The organism is Streptomyces sp. NPDC001156, from assembly GCF_053598275.1.
In genome coordinates, this window is the sequence record NZ_JBSFJX010000091.1 from 1 (window position 1) to 15,153 (window position 15,153).

Below are 15,153 nucleotides of genomic sequence, written 5' to 3' on the forward strand. Positions count from 1 at the left end.
TGGGGAAGCGGTAGGAGTCGATCCGGGCACCGTATCGTCTGACCCAGTCCGCGGTGACCAGCGCGGACAGCCACTGCGGGGCCGCCGCTGACAGGACCTCCAGGGCAGCTCGCAGGGTCTCGCCCACGAACTCCATCCGGTTCAACGTCCGCACCGCCGCGAGCACGTGGGTGGAGTCGGTCCGCTGACGGCCCCCCGCGCGCAGCAGCCCGAGCCCAGAGATTCGCTCAAGGACCAGGTCCAGGACCTTCTCCTCCAGGCCGTGCTCGATCAGCCGGGCACGGAAGTCGCAAAGAACGGAGAAGTCAAACCCCGGGTCGTCCAGCTCAAGACCGAGGAGGAACTTCCAGTCCATCCGGGCCCTCACCTGGTCAGCGGCCTGCCGGTCGGTGAGCCCCTCGGCATACTGCAGCACCGACACCAGCGCCAATGCCCCGGGCGAGACCGCCGGCCGCCCCCGTCCGGGGAACGCCTCGGCGAACGACTCGTCCTCGAACAACGGACCGAGCGCCTCACGAACACGGACCGCAAGCGTCCCCTTCGGAAACGAAGCCCGCACCACCCGCGCAGTCAGCTCCGGCACTCCGCGATCAGCCCGCGGCTCCAGCGACATCCAGCCCCACCCTCGATCGGCGAACAGGACGATCATGGCAGCCCGGCACACTCGGCATCACCAGTTCGCGGATTTCCCAACGGAGTCGTTCACGCCCGGGGTTCCTCGCATCCCGAGTACGGCGGCGCGGAGCGCCGCCGTACCGCTTAGAAATGCTCCCACGACGGAGTCGTGCTCAGTCCGGGCGCTTCTGGTTCTCGATGTACCGGATGACCGGAGGATGCCGCCACCGCCTGCGGCGGGCTGCTCAACAGCGCGTTGGTCACATCCAGACCGACCCTGCGTGCCTCGCACTGGGGTCCGTGCGATCCCGAGGGGATCGCAGCGACGCGCGTGCCGGAACCCTGCTCCACACCCACGACATCACGCAGGGACTGACCGTGGACTGGCTGCCACCAGCGCTGCTGAGCGCCGCCATACTCGACCGGCTCTTCCCCGTCGTTCCCCCGGAGACCCACCCAGGTACTTCTCTGTCGGAGCCCGGAATCGCCGCCGGGCCCGGTTCAGGTCGATGACCTCGAACCGGGCCCGGCTATGTGCTGAACCGGTCCTTCTACGGTGAAACGAGCAGTTGCTGAGCCGCCGTCGGAACTACCTTGCCGACAGCGTTGCGGGGCAGCCGAGGAACAACCCGAATCAAGGTCGGGACCGCGTAGGACGCCAGGAGCTCCGAGGCCAAGGCCCGGATCTCCCGCTCCAGGTCCTCCGACGCGCTGCCGTCCGGCTCGACGACGCACGCCACGATCTCACCGAGCCGGTCGTCCGGATAGCCGAACACGTACGCCTCGACCACCGAGGGGTGCTGGCTCACAGCCGCAGCAACCGTCGCAGGGTCGATCTTCTCGCCGCCGCGGTTGATGAAGGTCTTCAGACGTCCGCGGAGCGCGACGGTTCCTTGAAGGGTGAGCTCGAACAGATCCCCTGTCCGGAGCCAACCGTCGTCCGTCAGAGCACGGCTCGTGGCCTCCGGATCGTCCAGGTAGCCGGCCATCACCGAAGGACCACCCAGTTCGAGTTCTGCGTACTGCCCATGAACGGCGCCCCCGCGCACTTCGACTCCGGCGACAGGCGCTCCGACGTCGCCGGGCCCCTGCTCCGAGGTCCGAAGATCGGGACCGCAGACGAAGGACGTCGCCTCGGTCACGCCGTACCCGTTCAGGACCGGCCGACCGGTTCGCTCCATGAACCGTGCCGACAGATCGCTGGCGGTCGGAGCGCCACCGACAAGACAGAACCGCAGCTTCGACCAGTCGATTTCGCCCATCACCGGGACGCGAAGCAGCCTCTCCACGGCAGCCGGCACCGTCGGCCACGCAGTGGGCGCGAGCGGCACATCCGCGAGCGCGGACGTGGAGAGCCGCCCGAACGCGTCGACCGACGATCCGGTCAGCGTCGGGGCGAGGGCGGTCCAGTTGACCCCATAGCAGTGGAACAGCGGCAGGGTGCCAAGAATGCGATCACCAGGGCCGAACTCGGCCCACTTGATGATGGCGGAGATGTTCGAGACCAGCCCCGCGCGGGTGTGTAGCACCGCCTTGGGGGCGCCGGTCGTCCCGCCCGTAAACAAGATCTGTGCCACCTCGGAGGGCAGATCCTGGCGGGCGCCCGCCGCACCGGTGTCGGTGATGCGGTCGCCTTCGAGGAGGAACGCCGGCCGGGCGATGCCGAGCCGACGGCCCTCCTCGTTCGCGGGCAGGCCTCGTTCCATGGGCATCACCACAGCGCCGGCGAGGCCGGCAGCCAGGTAATTCGTCACGAACGAGATGGGCGTGGCCTCACGGATGACCACTACCTGGTGGGGACGCAGACCCCGGTCACGTAGCTCCTCGACTTTGTTGAGTGCGCGCTGCCGCAGGACGCTGCCGGTGACGATCTCCTGCTGCTCGTGATCGTGCCACTCGCCGAGCGTCAGCTGCTCGAACCTTGGCCCGAACAGATCAGCGATGAACGAACTTTCCACTCTGGTCCTTCTCTCGCAGCGAGTCGGCTCGTGAGTGTGCCGGGTCAAGGTGAGCCGGCCTGAGGTAGTGCGCCGGCGTTACAGGGCTGCCTGGGGCTCGAAGACCTTGCTCTCGGTCACGATGACCCACTGCTTGTTGACGGCGAACTTCTCCTCGTCCGCGACCAGCTCGTCGTTCAGCGGGCCGGAAAAGGAGCGCCGGATCGAGTCCATGTCATCGAACCAGAGTTCGGAGATGCCGTCGAACTGTGACGTCTGGGTGCGGACCGGGATCGTCACGTTCTGCACATACTTGCGGCATTCGGGCAGGCAGCGGCGGACGACGTCGTTGTGCGTCTCATTCCAGTAGGTCTGAGCTTCCTCGCGGCTCATGTCCGGGCGGAAGTTGAACATGGCGATGATCTTCAGCATGAGCACTCCAAGAATTGAAGTTGGCGTCAGATTTGATTTTGGAGCTATCCTGAACTCGATGTCAAGGCACCGCACTTGGAGCCAGAACGAAGCGGGGAGGTCCAGTTGTGAGCAGAGGCGACACGGCGCCGCGCCCATCGGGCGCTCTGACCAGGAAGGGCGCGGCCACACGCGCCCGACTCATCCAGGCCGCCCAACGAGTGTTCAGTGAGCGGGGCTTCCTTCAGTCCAAGATCACTGACATCACCGCGGCAGCGGGTACGGCCAACGGCACCTTCTACACCTACTTCGACTCGAAGGAGCAGGTGCTGATGGCCATCGCCGACGAGGTGGTCGGGCGGTTCCTGGGAACTCTCAGGGAAGGGCGTTCGGCAAGCCGCGACCCGGCAGAGGTCATCTCGCACGACAACCACCAGTACGTCGTGGCCTACCGGGCACACGCCGACATCATGCGCGTGATCGAGCAAGCGGCGACGTTCAACGACGAGATGGCGGCGTTGCGCCGATCGATCAGAGAAAGGTTCGTCGAACGCGCCGCTCGGAGCATCCGAACGTGGCAGGCGGAGGGCCTGTGCAGCTCGGCTCTCGCGCCGCGCATCGTGGCGGCGCTTCTTGTCGCGATGGTCGACAACTTCGCGTACAACTGGCTGTCACTCGGCCAGCCGCATCCCGAGGATGAAGTGGTGCACGCGATGAACGAGATCTGGATTCGGGCACTGCGTATCCCCATGGCGGCCCATACGCATTCCGCGCAGTTATGACCGAGCCCGACCTGGCCCATCGGTCGCAGCTCGTCTCCGTCAGCGCCTCCGGGGCAGCATGAAATCCGCCCGGATCGGCTTCGATCGGCACCAGGAACCTCACAGCGAGTACCCACCAGCCGGCCCTGAGGCGGCGCTGGTCGACGTCTGCCCGAAGTTGGAACGTGTTTCCGTGTCGTGGTACAGATGACGGCATGAAGTCCCAGACCGACCCCAAATCGCCGGTGAAGCTGACCCGCAAGGGGGCGGCGACCCGTGCGCGGCTGGTGGCGGCGGCCGGCAGGGTCTTCGCTGAACTCGGCTTCTTGCAGACCCGGATCACTGACATCACCGCGGCAGCGGGTACGGCCAACGGCACCTTCTACGTCTACTTCGACTCGAAGGAAGACATCCTGCGCGCGGTTTTCGACGACGTGATCGCGGACTTCCTCGAAATGCTGCGCGAGGGCCGCCCGGTCGACGCGGACCCCATCGCGTTGATCGCCCACGACAACGAGCGGTACTTCGTCGCCTACCGCAAGAACGCAGGCGCCATGCGGGTGCTCGAACAGGTGGCGACCTTCAACGACGAGTTCGCAGCGCTGCGCCGATCGGTGCGTGACCGCTTCGTCGTGCGTGCCGAGCGCAGCATCGAGCAGTGGCAGCGCGCCGGCCTATGTGATCCGGACTTCGCGCCGCACATCGTGGCCGCTTTGCTGGTGGCGATGGTCGACAACTTCACGTACACGTGGCTGGGGCTCGGTGAGAGCTACGACGCGGATCGGGTCTCCAAGGAGATGACCAGCGTCTGGGTCAAGGCTCTCGGTCTCAGGCGCCGCGACTCGTAGCCCGAGTCTTTTGGGAATCTTGGTGTTTCCCGGTACGGGAGCATGAGCGGTTGGCGTGCTCGAGGCTGTTCTCGCAGGCGAGCAGCGCTGTGGACCGGGAGCGCAGGAAGCCGGTCCAGGTGGGGCACGTGTGCTGGGGCGCCGAGTTGATCCCAGCCTCCTTGAGTACCTCCCGGACGGTGGAGGCGGCACCTTCATCCCGAAAACGAGTAGTTCGCCATGGATGCCTCGATGCCCTCAGTACGGGCCATCCTGGCAGCCTGTGCGTGCCAACAATCCCGTCACCCTATGCGATCTGCGCGTACTCGTGGATGAGGGCGCCAAGGCGGTCGCGTCGGATGACGCGCGATGGGCCATCGACGGCGGGTGGTTCGGGCGCGTCGAGACCCTCGAGGCATCGCTGTCTGAGTGATCGGTGAGGCCGGTGTTCGTTGTGGTGGTCGGCGTACTCGTCGACGACGAGGTGCAGGTGGCGCTCTGCGGTGATCAGGACCTGGTCTGTACCGCTTCGGTGGCCTCATCCACGAATACGCGCAGGTCGCATAGAGGGACGGGGGTTGTCGGCACGCACAGGCGTCGCTGCCACTGCAGCGGAACTGGCTCTCCAACGGCACCACATGGCAGTCCAGGCCCTTGGCCGCTGCTGCCGCTTTGACGCGCAGTGCGCACTAGCCTGCCGTAGTAGCTCTGCCCTTGCCGAAAACTCATCCGCCCTGGTGGTAGCCGGTGTGCGGGATGTCGACCGCGGTCGCTCGCGCCGGCATCCTCACGTGGCTGTCGACACCGCGGCATGATGATCGACCGTGCTGCTACGACTTGCCTACCTGGGCGTGACGAACGCATTCGGCCTGCTGCGCCTGCTGCCGATGAGCGCCCGGGACAAGGACGCGGAGATCCTCGCCCTGTGTCATCAGATCACGGTGCTGGAACGCCAACTCGGCAAGCAGAGGGTGCGGTTCACCCCGACCGACCGGGCGTTCCTGGCGGCGCTGCTGCCCCGGCTGCCACGGCATGTGCTGCGAGGACGCGGCTGCTGGTACGCCCGGACACGGTGCTGCGATGGCACCGCGACCTTCTCGCACGCCGCCACGCGGCCCGTTCTCGACCCAAGCGCCCGGGGCGACCGCGCACCGTGCACTCGATCAGAGTCCTGGTGCTGCGCCTGGGGCGCGAAAATCGGCTCTCCTGCCGTATATACAGTGGAGAGCCTGTTTTACGCCATCGGGGATACGGCGGAATCAGAACGAGACACCCGCTCGTTCAGGCTGCTCGGGGCGGCTGGCCAGTGGGGGCGGCTGCAGGCTTGCCGTTGTAGGCGTGGTGCGTGCAGGTGCAGCGGCGCACGAGGAGGATCCCACCACCGTGGGGCAGCGGCACGTCCTTGGTCTGGCGGCACTCGTCGTGCAGATCCTTGTAGCCCGGACGCTGGGCCAGGGCGCACTCGGCGGACATGGTCGAGGTGTCGACGGTCGCGCTCATTGGAAGATCCCCCCGCTGCTGAACGAGTTCATTGCGCGGGTGCGCTCGCGCATGGCCGTGAGGCGCTCGTCCTCGGTTGCGGGGCGGACGCGAGCGGGGTCGGCGTCCCACTCGCGTCCGCCGGTCACTGGCCGGAGCTGGACGTACGGGCCCTCACGCCCCATGACGTAGCCCAGCTTGGTCGTCGCGGTGTCGACGACCAGGGTGCCTTCCGGATGCCCCTCCGCCATCACTCGCGACCCGCTCGCCGGAGTGCGTTCGCCAGGCGGTCAGCCACGTCGGCGCGAACCTGTCCCAGCTCGACCAGCTTCAGCTCGGGCGACGCGGGGTCGACCCTCAGGGAGGGGAAGACGATCCCGGCGTCGTCCAGCGCTGCTCTCAGGGCTTCCACTGCCGTGTACGGGTCGACGTCCCGCTTCTGCTTCGTAGCCATGAACCGGACGCTAGAAGTGGGGAGTTGGCTGGCGGTATGCTGTTTTCTTGAGTTTGCTCAATGAGTGGCTCAGATTGCTGGTGTTTTCTCCTGAGCTCCGCCTTACCCCGTAGTGCCGAGCTGGGGACCCCTCCATGCTGATTGGATCAACGCCCCTGGAAGGGAGAGCGTCCATGGCTCGTCAGCTACGCTTCACCGGCACGGACAGCAAGGTCGACGGCTGCCCCGCCCTCCATACGGACGTCGGTACCGGCGACATCGTCGTTCAGGGCACGCCGGTCACCGACCCCGCAGACCTCGCGCAGCTTCAGCACTTCGGGCCGGACGAGGCCGCAGTGGTCGTGCCGCGCGAACTGCTCGTGAACTGGGGGCCGAAGGAGATGGAGCGGGTGCCCGAACTGGTCGACCGGGACACCTTCCGGCGCCTCTTCGAGACCTTCGAACACACCGCCTGGCGCCTGGAGACGCGCCGCGGCTACGCCTCTGACCGTCAGGACCCTGACTATCAGGCGTTCCTGGCCACCGGCGCTTCGACCTGCGACCCCAGCGAGCCCTGGTTCATCAACATCCGGCGCCAGACGGACGCTGGCAAGCGGGTCGGTCGTGTCCGCATCGCCGACAACCCGCCCACCACGGAACAGCTGTTCCTGCTCGACTACGCCCGCCACAACGCGGCCGTCGGGGAGGACATCCGCTATCTGTGGCGCCAGGACGCGGAACGGGCCAGTCTGCCCGCCGAGGACTTCTGGATCTTCGACTCGCGCCTCGTCGCCCTGCTGCACTTCGACAACGACGACAACCTGCTCAGCATCGAAGTGATCACGGAACCTGCGGAGGTCGTGCGGTACTCCATCGCACGTGACGCGGCCGTGCACCACGCCGTGCCGTACGACCAGTTCGCCGCGCAGGTGGCCACGACCGAGTAGAGCGTGTGACCGGTGAGCACTGACTACCAGCAGGCACGGGCAGCGTTGGGGGCGCGACTTCGCGAACTCCGCTTCTCGTGCCCCGGTGGCCGGCTCACCGGTCAGCAACTCGCACAGCGGCTCGGCTGGCCGGGCTCCAAGGTCAGCAAGCTGGAGAACGGCAAGCAGACGGCCACCCCCGAGGACCTCCGAGCGTGGGCCGACGCGACCGAGCAGCCGGATGTGTACCCCGAACTCGCGGCGAGACTTGCCGGATTCGAGTCCCACATCAGGTCGTGGCGCCGAGCCCTGGCGAACGGCTTCAAGCCCCTCCACGAGAGCCTGAGCAAGGAGATCGAACGCACCTCCGAAATATGGGTGTGGGAGGAGTCGGTGGTCGCCGGTCTGATGCAGACCCCCGAGTACGCACGCCACGTCATCCGGCGCTACGCGGAACTGCTGGGTTCGGCGAGCGACATCGAGGACGCCGTGCGCGCCCGGGTACAACGCCAAGAGTGGCTGTACCGGTCCGGCCGCAAGCTCCACGTGCTGATGTGGGAGGCCGCGTTGCGGTCACTGATCTGCCCTCCCTCGGTACTGGGCGCACAGCTCGACCGGCTGACCGGCATGATCGGCATGGACACGGTCGAGTTGGGCATCATTCCGTTCACCGCTTCCGTGAAGATCGTGCCCGCCAACGGTTTCTGGGTCCTTGATGACCGTCTCGTTGTCGCGGAGGACTGGCATGCGGAACTGTGGCTGGACGACGCCGACAACGTCGCCCTGTACACGAAGGTCTGGAAGACCCTCCGGGAGTCCGCCGTGTACGGGGCCGACGCCCACAACGTCATCAACGCGGCTCGACGATCTCTGAACGCGCGGTGACAGCACCCCGCCGACGGCCTTCCTGGGCCGCTAAAGGGCCTGAGAGTCCCCTGACTCTCGCGATGGGCGCCAAACGTCGACGTGTTATTGCTGGGCGTTGGCGTGGTGCTGGGTGAGGGACCGCCAGCGTCGTTCGAAGTCGTCGACGTGCTCGCTGATGTCGTGGACGGTGAGGGGCTTGTTGTACTGGGCGGTGACCCCGTGGACTGCGCAGTCGTGCGCGATGGCGTCCAACGCCGGTGTACTGCCGCCTACCCGGTGCTCGGCCCAGATCGTGTAGAGCCGGAAGGACAGAAAGTAGCGGCGCAGAGTGGAGGGACTGATGGGCTTTCCGCTTCGGCCGTGCATGCCCCTGTCGGCGAGATAGGCAGACAGCTTCTGGCCGGTGGGTTCGTCGCCGTGCTGCGTTTGGTACTTCCTCCACGCGAGGTAGTAGCGGTCGACGAGGGTGAGGTCCCCTTCTTCAGCCGACGTGTGGGGTGAGTGCCCGTCGATAGTGGCCTTCATGTGCGGGCGGCGCTTCTCCTTCGTGGCGTGCGTGGCGTGCGTGCCTGTGTCGGAGGGTATCGGCTCGGGGTCTTCCTCGGCGGCGACGGACTCGTGTGGTGCCTGCACCGCAGGGTCGGCAGTAACCCTTGCGGCTGGCGATGCAGTGCCGGTGTTCGTCGCGCGTTCTTGGAAATCCACGACGAGCGCTTCTTGGTCCTTGTTCGTGGCAGGTGGTGCGCCGGCGGCCGTGGTGCCGTCTTGCTCGTACACGGGAGCGGCCAGAGCGGCGTCGGGCTGAGTGGGGTGCTTTCGTGCGTGGGTGAGGTGGGCGCCGGCAAGCTCCTTGGCGGCTTCCTCGTCCGTGCGCCGCGGGCTTGATAACAAGTCAGGTCCTGGAGCCGAGGCGGGCGTTGTGGGCGGCAGGCCGTCGCCCCATGACTGTGCCGCTGACTGTGGGGAGTCGGCACCAGCCGCCTTAAGTCCGCGACGTTGCCTGTGCGCCGGGGCGAGGACCGATGGGGTAGTGCCTGGACCTTGCACAGGTTCGATACCTGGTGCCGCCGGGGCCGTGTCCATCAGCGGGACGCCGTACTTCGCCAGCCTCAGGGGCATGAGCGAGTCCACCGGGGCTTTGCGGCGCCAGGCGCGGCCGAAGCGGGAGCGCAGGCGGGCCTGGTAGACGAGACGTTCCTGCTCCAGCTTGATGATCTGGTCGTAGGAGCGCAGCTCCCACAGCTTCATGCGGCGCCAGAGCAGGAACGTGGGGACGGGGGAGAGCAGCCAGCGGGTAAGGCGGACGCCCTCCATGTGCTTGTCCGCCGTGATGTCCGCGATCCGGCCGATCGCGTGGCGTGCCGCCTCGACGGCGACCACGAACAGCACCGGGATCACCGCGTGCATGCCCACGCCCAGCGGGTCGGGCCAGGCCGCCGCGCCGTTGAACGCGATCGTCGCCGCCGTCAGCAGCCACGCCGTCTGCCGCAGGAGCGGGAAGGGGATGCGGATCCAGGTCAGCAGCAGGTCCAGGGCCAGCAGGACGCAGATGCCCGCGTCGATGCCGACCGGGAAGACGTAAGCGAAGTTCCCGAACCCCTTCTTGATGGCCAGCTCGCGGACGGCCGCGTATGAACCCGCGAAGCCGATCCCGGCGATGATGACGGCCCCGGAGACGACCACGCCGATCAGCATGCGCTGGACGCGGGTGAACACAGGTAGCGCCGGCGGTGCGGCCGATGGCGTTTTGCTACCCGTGGGGTGGGATGGACTGCCCTTCGCCACGGTCTGACGTTGAGGGGCCGGCCAGTTGTGTCGGGGCAGCGTGAAGCGCGCTGGTTCGATGGGGGTCATAGGGCCTCAACCTGCGGCGTGTGCGTGTGCTTGCCGAGGAGGTCGTTGATGAGTTGCTCGGTTTCGATCTCGAGCGAGACATCCAGCATCCGGTTGACTTGCTGGACGCGGGAGATCGCCGTGTGCAGCCCGGACCGGTTCCCGGCCGCCCATTCGATTTTCATCCAGTCGCGGTACAACAGCTCGGCTGTCTCATCCACCTCAAGCCCTGTCGCGATGGCCTGCCGGGCGGCGCTGAGGTCATGGTGCGGGCTGGCCGGGGTGCGGTAGGTGGCCACGGTGTGGGCGACGTCGATGATCCGGGTGATCATCTCCTGCTGGTAGGGCTCGGCCCACGGCGGCGGTCGGGTGCCGAAGGGGCGGCCGCGTACGAGGGACAGTGCCTTTTCCAGGTCCGGCAGTCCGGCCGCGGCCTGCGGGAGGGCCCGCTCGGCGAGGTGGAGGAAGGTGTTCCAGTCGCAGCGCACGGCGGGGGCCAGGAGGTAGGGGTCGTCGCCGCTGCGGCGGCGTGGCACGTAGGCGTTGCCGGCGGCGTCGTTGCCCAGGGCGCGCCGCAGCCCTTGCAGGCGGGCGTTGAGGGTGGCTGGCGACCAGGGGTTGAGGGGGTCCATGTCGGCGCACAGCGCGTCGGCGGTACGTCCGGGGCGGAAGAACATGAGCGCGGCGAGCTGGGCGATGCGCGGGCCGTGGCCACTATGGCCGACCCGGTCCACCTGAACCGGTCCCAGCACCCGGATCTCCGGCGCGTTCAGGTCGTGCGCCCCAAACTCCTTGTCGCCGGCCGTGGCGTGGTCAGGCTCCCGGGCCGGGGAGCGTGGAGCCTTTTCGGGTGCGGTCTGCGCCGGATCGGTCTCCGGCGCCTGTGTGGTTGCTGGGTTGTGTTCTTCGTCGCCATCGCCGCCGTCAGTCCGGCTACGGGGCGGGGTGCCGGGCCAGAGCCGCAGCGAGGATGGATCAGCGGAGGCCGCCAGCAAGGCCGGGAACACCTCACCGTCACCCCCGTTCGCTCCGACAGACATCGGCGCGCACGTATCGCTCTCCGCGCTGGCTTCTGCGGCCGCCGGCTCCTCTGCCTGATCCGGCTCGGGCGGTGCCTCAACGCCGAGTTCGTCTGGAACCTCCTGCCAGGGCCCCTCGGCCTCCTGGGCGGGCTGCCCGGACAGAGCGAGCGCCGCGGTGATCTGCTGGTAGGCGGCATGCTCCAGGCGCTGCACCGTGATCTCGTGACCGAGGTAGTCGAAGGGCTGCGGCGTGCTGACGGAGGCGTTGAGGACCTCAGCTTGGGGGAAGTGCGCCGCCGCAGAGCTCGCCGGGGCGACCAGCGTGACCGGAAGGCGGCCCGCCTTGTCGATCACGTCGGCGAACTCCCACGCGGTGTCCGGGTCCATGACGGCCGCGCACAGCAGCAGATACGGCTGGTGCGCGGTCTCGGGCATCTGGTGGGCTTCCAGCAGCCGCTCGGTCAGGTCACGCAGCGCGTGCGCCGGCTGCCGCATGTGCGCGATGCGGCAGGTCGGCAGCAGCTGCGGCAGGTCCTCGCCGAACCCGATGGTGACTACTTCGACGTCGGCCGCCCACGGGCTCATGCCCAGCTCCAGGGCCAGCGACGTGCACACCTCGGTGATGTGCACCGGGTTGCCGTCCAGCAACAGGGCGGGCAGAGAAGCGAGGTTGGCGAGCACGAGGTCGTCGGAGGCGGTGCTGCCCACCGTGACCAGGCCGGGGTACGGCGCTGACACGCCTTGGGCCTCGTCCTCGTCCAGGAGCTCGGCGTCGCCGGCCAGCCGCCACCAACCGGCCTGCCCCGTCGTGAACGGCGCCCGGGGCTCCTGAGAGAGGTCCTCCGGGAGCACGTGAAGGAAGCGGGCCCCGATCCGCGCGGCCCGCAGCCCGGGCACCTGTTCACCGTTCTGTTCGGCCAGGTGCGCGAGGGTGCGCAGCGCCCGGTCCAGGCGGGCGGCACCGGCCGGTTCGGCGGCCGCCGCGAGCTTCGCCTCCGCGGGGGAGGTCTCCGGCGCGATGACGATCTTCTCTCCGGGCTGGCGACGGCGGCGCTGCAGCACGCGCCGCACCGTGAGGGCCCCGGTGATCGCGGCCGCCAGGAGTGCTCCCGCGCCCAGCACGGTGCGCAGCTGCAGCGGGCTGCTCGCCGGGTGCGACGCCGGTTCCTGCGAGGCGGCCGCGGTGGGGGACGCGAGGGCGTGCGACGGTGCGGCCGACTCGGCTGCGCTGGGGCTGGGGCTGGGGCCGGATGTCGTGGGCGCAGCAGCGTGCCGCTGGCCCTGGTCGGGGCTAGCCGCCTCGCTGGGGTGGCTGGCCTGCTCGCTGGGCGCGGACGACTCCGGCGCGGGTGTGGCTGACACACTCGGCGAGGCAGTCGGCGCGTTGTCCTCCTCCTGGCCATGGTGCGGGACTTCGGTGGCCAGGGGCGCGTGCGGCCGGCTGCCCGTTCCGATGGCCGGGTCGTCATCCCTGGGGCGCTCGTGCTGGCCGGATGTGGCACCCGGGACTGTGATCTGCTGCCCCGCGTAGATCACGTCCGGGTCGGTGATGTCGGGCAGGCCGTGCGGCTGGGTCTTGCCCCGGCTGGCCTCGAACAGCTTCGGCCACGCGTCGCCGTCTCCGAGTTCGTCCTTGGCGATCTTCGACAGGTAGTCGCCCGCGTGCACGGTGACCACGTGCTCGTCCTGCTCGGAAGCGGCGGCCGCCCTCTCGCCCAGCTGCGTACGAGCCCCGCTGGCAAGCGCGGACGGCGCGTGCCCGGCCGACGGCTCGGGCATCTGCAGCTCCCAGCCGGGCTGCAGAAAGCTGTTGGCCCGAAAGACCTGGCCGTCGCCCATGACGCGGCCCTCGTTGAGCGCGGCGATCTCCCGCCACCGCTCGCCGTCGCCGAGCTCCTTGTCGGCGATACTCCACAGGCTCTGCGCCGGCCGTACCTGGCGCACTGTGTAGGTGCGGGATTCCGTCGCGCTGGTAGCTGAGGCCACCCCCTGGTGTGTGTCTGCGGGCTGCTGTGCCTGGGCCTGTCCGGGCACGCGGGCCGCGCTCGTGGACGGTGCGGCCTGGGCTGGGGAGGCCAGCGCCGAGCTGGTGGGCAGCAGGACCAGAATGCCGCCGATCAGTGCGGCCGCGGCGCGCTGGGAGGCGCCCAAGCCTCGGGGCGCGTGCCACGTCCGGCCGCGCAACTGGGCCATCAGCTCCCGTACCGCGCAGAACGCGAACTGAGCCCATCCGACCCACCCCACGCAGGCGAGCAGCAGCAAGAACAGCGAACCGGTGTCCTGCCTATCCAGCAGGTGCGCGAGATCGTCATGGCTGGAGGCCCAGATGACGGGGGTGACCCAGGCCAGCAGAAGCGGCAGGCCGCCGACCGCGCCGATCAAGACCAGCAGACTGACCACGGCCTTGAGGACCCGTGCCACGGCGGAGCCTGAGGTAGGGGAGTGGATGGTGCGCATCAATTTCCTTCGGGTGCGGTGACGCCGTGCAGGAGCGTCGCCTTGCCATGACCGGTCACCTCGAGACTGCTGATCCCGACCGCGGACAGGAACTTCGTGGCGTAGGAGTCGTTGACGGTGACGGTGAGCGTCTTGCCGTCCGCGGAGACGCTGACGGTGCCGGCGGCGCTGGCGGCGTGCAGATAGGCCTGGGCGGCGGCCTGCGCGGCCTGCGGATCGACAACGATCGCCTGGCCGGTGACGGCCTGGGCTGGGTCGATGGCCTGCCCGCCGGCCCGGGCGGCCTCGCCGGCGATGTAGTCGGCGCGTTCCGTGGCGCGCATCTTGCTTCCGCCGTCGACCGCGATGCCGATGATCCCGATCAGCGCGACGACACACACGGCCACGAACACGGTGACGCCGCCACGGTCGTCAAGCCGCTTCCGGCGCACGGCAATCCAACGGCAGGCCATCAGTCCCCCCGCTGCCTGTACTGATCAACTACGGAGGTTGCGGTCGAGGTGAGCGTGCGGGCCCCTGGCACGCCGGGCAGCAGCAGGTCCGACAGATTGACCGTGCAGCGAACCGTCGCGGTGACCGTTCCGACCTGGCCCACCGGCACATTGAGGCCCCCTGTGTTCACGCTGACGCTGATGGAGGCGCACTTGATGCCCTGGTCGTCCAGGGACTGCGAGGCTGCCGCGTGGGCGGCGTCCTGGGCGGCGGCCGCCGTGCGGTGAATCGACGCCTCCCGCGCGGCATCCTCCGCCGCAGCGTCGATCTTCGCACCGGACGTGACCAGACGGCCCCCTGCAATGGCCAGACACAGGAACATGATCAGCGACGGAAGGATGATGGCAGCCTCCACCGCGGCACTGCCCTCATCACTTTGAACCGCACGGGCCCAACGGGCCGTGTATCGCACGTGGGTCACCTCCCTGGGACCGTCCAGCGCTCCACCGGACCGGACGCCGACTGCGTGATCTTGAGGCCTGACAGGCCGGGGATCATCGACTGGGCCCTCCCAGACACCTGGACCTGCACCCGCTGCCCGCTGCTGCCGGCAAAGACGCTGTAGCTGAGCAGACTGTCTCCTGCTGTCCGACCGAGCACTTCCCGCGCCCGGGCCGCACCGTCGCCCGGGCTCGCTTGATAGGAGCGGGCCGCGCTGGCGCCTTCGCGGGCGGCGGTCAGGGCGATCTGCCGCGCGTAGTACCACATGGAGGCCTGGATGACGGCGACGGTGGCGAGCAGCACGAACGGGAAGACGATCGCCATCTGGATGGAGGTGTCCCCGCGGTCGTCGCGCCATCCCCGCTCCCGCCACCAGGCTTTCAGCCCCTCCGGATAGGCCATCACAGGCCGGCGAGCTGGCCGTTGTACTTGGCGATGACGACGGCGATGGTCCCTGCGATCAGGACGGCACCGGTGACGGCGGCCACCCAGATGATGACGGTCGTGGTGGAGATGTCGCCGCGGTCCGGACGGCGGGCGGCCTCCTGAAGGCCCTCCTGCACTCGGGTGGTCAGCCGGAGGATCGCACGATTCGCGTGTGCCCAGGTGCGCGCTCCTCGGCGGCCACGCCCCGGTCCGCGGGACGCGCCGT

General features: G+C 68.5%; 17 protein-coding genes. 5 read left to right on the plus strand and 12 right to left on the minus strand.

What is annotated here, in order from left to right:
• The 3 genes from ACWDA7_RS31730 to ACWDA7_RS31740 form a co-directional block, all read right to left on the minus strand.
• A partial coding sequence (locus ACWDA7_RS31730; protein WP_450608619.1) for a transposase occupies nt 1–613 on the minus strand: 613 nt, incomplete at its 3' end.
• 553 nt (nt 614–1,166) lie between these two features.
• Nucleotides 1,167–2,573 carry a class I adenylate-forming enzyme family protein gene (locus ACWDA7_RS31735; RefSeq protein ID WP_450608566.1) on the minus strand — a complete coding sequence of 469 codons (1,407 nt, stop codon included), beginning with the start codon at nt 2,571–2,573 and terminating at the stop codon, nt 1,167–1,169.
• 78 nt (nt 2,574–2,651) lie between these two features.
• Nucleotides 2,652–2,984 (minus strand): EthD domain-containing protein, encoded by a 333-nt coding sequence (locus ACWDA7_RS31740; RefSeq protein ID WP_450608568.1) that lies wholly within the window; start codon nt 2,982–2,984, stop codon nt 2,652–2,654.
• Nucleotides 2,985–3,091: 107 nt separating this feature from the next.
• On the opposite strand from ACWDA7_RS31740, the gene ACWDA7_RS31745 reads away from it, so the two are divergent.
• The 3 genes from ACWDA7_RS31745 to ACWDA7_RS31755 all read left to right on the plus strand — a co-directional run bounded on the left by ACWDA7_RS31745 (nt 3,092) and on the right by ACWDA7_RS31755 (nt 4,984).
• Nucleotides 3,092–3,745: a TetR/AcrR family transcriptional regulator gene (locus ACWDA7_RS31745; protein ID WP_450608570.1), complete on the plus strand. Its 654-nt coding sequence runs from the start codon at nt 3,092–3,094 to the stop codon at nt 3,743–3,745.
• Nucleotides 3,746–3,939: 194 nt separating this feature from the next.
• Entirely contained in the window at nt 3,940–4,572 is a 633-nt protein-coding gene (locus ACWDA7_RS31750) for a TetR/AcrR family transcriptional regulator (RefSeq protein WP_450608572.1), read from the plus strand.
• Between the two features lie 262 nt (nt 4,573–4,834).
• On the plus strand, nt 4,835–4,984 hold the full coding sequence (locus tag ACWDA7_RS31755) for a hypothetical protein (protein WP_450608573.1): 150 nt from the start codon (nt 4,835–4,837) through the stop codon (nt 4,982–4,984).
• 848 nt (nt 4,985–5,832) lie between these two features.
• Here ACWDA7_RS31755 and ACWDA7_RS31760 read toward each other — a convergent pair.
• From ACWDA7_RS31760 to ACWDA7_RS31770, 3 genes are read right to left on the minus strand one after another with little or no spacing between them, the layout of a single operon-like run.
• Nucleotides 5,833–6,051, minus strand: a complete 219-nt coding sequence (locus ACWDA7_RS31760) for a hypothetical protein (RefSeq protein ID WP_450608575.1) — start codon at nt 6,049–6,051, stop codon at nt 5,833–5,835.
• Nucleotides 6,048–6,281, minus strand: a complete 234-nt coding sequence (locus tag ACWDA7_RS31765) for a hypothetical protein (protein ID WP_450608577.1) — start codon at nt 6,279–6,281, stop codon at nt 6,048–6,050. Before ACWDA7_RS31765 ends, ACWDA7_RS31760 begins: the two co-directional genes overlap by 4 nt.
• Nucleotides 6,281–6,484: a hypothetical protein gene (locus ACWDA7_RS31770; protein WP_450608579.1), complete on the minus strand. Its 204-nt coding sequence runs from the start codon at nt 6,482–6,484 to the stop codon at nt 6,281–6,283. Before ACWDA7_RS31770 ends, ACWDA7_RS31765 begins: the two co-directional genes overlap by 1 nt.
• A 173-nt stretch (nt 6,485–6,657) precedes the next feature.
• On the opposite strand from ACWDA7_RS31770, the gene ACWDA7_RS31775 reads away from it, so the two are divergent.
• Both ACWDA7_RS31775 and ACWDA7_RS31780 read left to right on the plus strand, forming a co-directional pair.
• Nucleotides 6,658–7,410, plus strand: a complete 753-nt coding sequence (locus ACWDA7_RS31775) for a DUF6879 family protein (RefSeq protein WP_450608581.1) — start codon at nt 6,658–6,660, stop codon at nt 7,408–7,410.
• A 12-nt stretch (nt 7,411–7,422) separates the two neighbouring features.
• Complete coding sequence (locus ACWDA7_RS31780) at nt 7,423–8,274, plus strand: helix-turn-helix domain-containing protein (protein ID WP_450608583.1); 852 nt, start codon at nt 7,423–7,425, stop codon at nt 8,272–8,274.
• Between the two features lie 84 nt (nt 8,275–8,358).
• Here ACWDA7_RS31780 and ACWDA7_RS31785 read toward each other — a convergent pair whose 3' ends face one another.
• From ACWDA7_RS31785 to ACWDA7_RS31810, 6 genes are all read right to left on the minus strand, one after another.
• Nucleotides 8,359–9,951 carry a DUF2637 domain-containing protein gene (locus ACWDA7_RS31785; RefSeq protein ID WP_450608621.1) on the minus strand — a complete coding sequence of 531 codons (1,593 nt, stop codon included), beginning with the start codon at nt 9,949–9,951 and terminating at the stop codon, nt 8,359–8,361.
• A 155-nt stretch (nt 9,952–10,106) separates the two neighbouring features.
• Nucleotides 10,107–13,568 (minus strand): LysM peptidoglycan-binding domain-containing protein, encoded by a 3,462-nt coding sequence (locus tag ACWDA7_RS31790; RefSeq protein ID WP_450608584.1) that lies wholly within the window; start codon nt 13,566–13,568, stop codon nt 10,107–10,109.
• Nucleotides 13,568–14,020: a pilus assembly protein TadG-related protein gene (locus tag ACWDA7_RS31795; protein ID WP_450608586.1), complete on the minus strand. Its 453-nt coding sequence runs from the start codon at nt 14,018–14,020 to the stop codon at nt 13,568–13,570. The genes ACWDA7_RS31790 and ACWDA7_RS31795 overlap by 1 nt, the downstream gene beginning before the upstream one ends.
• Nucleotides 14,020–14,481 carry a TadE family protein gene (locus tag ACWDA7_RS31800; protein ID WP_450608588.1) on the minus strand — a complete coding sequence of 154 codons (462 nt, stop codon included), beginning with the start codon at nt 14,479–14,481 and terminating at the stop codon, nt 14,020–14,022. The genes ACWDA7_RS31795 and ACWDA7_RS31800 overlap by 1 nt, the downstream gene beginning before the upstream one ends.
• Nucleotides 14,478–14,903, minus strand: coding sequence for a TadE/TadG family type IV pilus assembly protein (locus ACWDA7_RS31805; protein ID WP_450608589.1), 426 nt, complete (start codon nt 14,901–14,903; stop codon nt 14,478–14,480). Before ACWDA7_RS31805 ends, ACWDA7_RS31800 begins: the two co-directional genes overlap by 4 nt.
• Nucleotides 14,903–15,085 carry a hypothetical protein gene (locus tag ACWDA7_RS31810; RefSeq protein ID WP_450608623.1) on the minus strand — a complete coding sequence of 61 codons (183 nt, stop codon included), beginning with the start codon at nt 15,083–15,085 and terminating at the stop codon, nt 14,903–14,905. Before ACWDA7_RS31810 ends, ACWDA7_RS31805 begins: the two co-directional genes overlap by 1 nt.
• Nucleotides 15,086–15,153: the final 68 nt, after the last annotated feature.

Bases quoted from the DNA above. Each gene is read 5' to 3' on its own strand.
- ACWDA7_RS31740 (WP_450608568.1), bottom strand. From the start codon at position 2,984: ATGCTGAAGATCATCGCCATGTTCAACTTCCGCCCGGACATGAGCCGC.
- ACWDA7_RS31750 (WP_450608572.1), top strand. From the start codon at position 3,940: ATGAAGTCCCAGACCGACCCCAAATCGCCGGTGAAGCTGACCCGCAAG.
- ACWDA7_RS31760 (WP_450608575.1), bottom strand. From the start codon at position 6,051: ATGAGCGCGACCGTCGACACCTCGACCATGTCCGCCGAGTGCGCCCTG.
- ACWDA7_RS31765 (WP_450608577.1), bottom strand. From the start codon at position 6,281: ATGGCGGAGGGGCATCCGGAAGGCACCCTGGTCGTCGACACCGCGACG.
- ACWDA7_RS31770 (WP_450608579.1), bottom strand. From the start codon at position 6,484: ATGGCTACGAAGCAGAAGCGGGACGTCGACCCGTACACGGCAGTGGAA.
- ACWDA7_RS31775 (WP_450608581.1), top strand. From the start codon at position 6,658: ATGGCTCGTCAGCTACGCTTCACCGGCACGGACAGCAAGGTCGACGGC.
- ACWDA7_RS31785 (WP_450608621.1), bottom strand. From the start codon at position 9,951: ATGCTGATCGGCGTGGTCGTCTCCGGGGCCGTCATCATCGCCGGGATC.
- ACWDA7_RS31790 (WP_450608584.1), bottom strand. From the start codon at position 13,568: ATGCGCACCATCCACTCCCCTACCTCAGGCTCCGCCGTGGCACGGGTC.
- ACWDA7_RS31795 (WP_450608586.1), bottom strand. From the start codon at position 14,020: ATGGCCTGCCGTTGGATTGCCGTGCGCCGGAAGCGGCTTGACGACCGT.
- ACWDA7_RS31805 (WP_450608589.1), bottom strand. From the start codon at position 14,903: ATGGCCTATCCGGAGGGGCTGAAAGCCTGGTGGCGGGAGCGGGGATGG.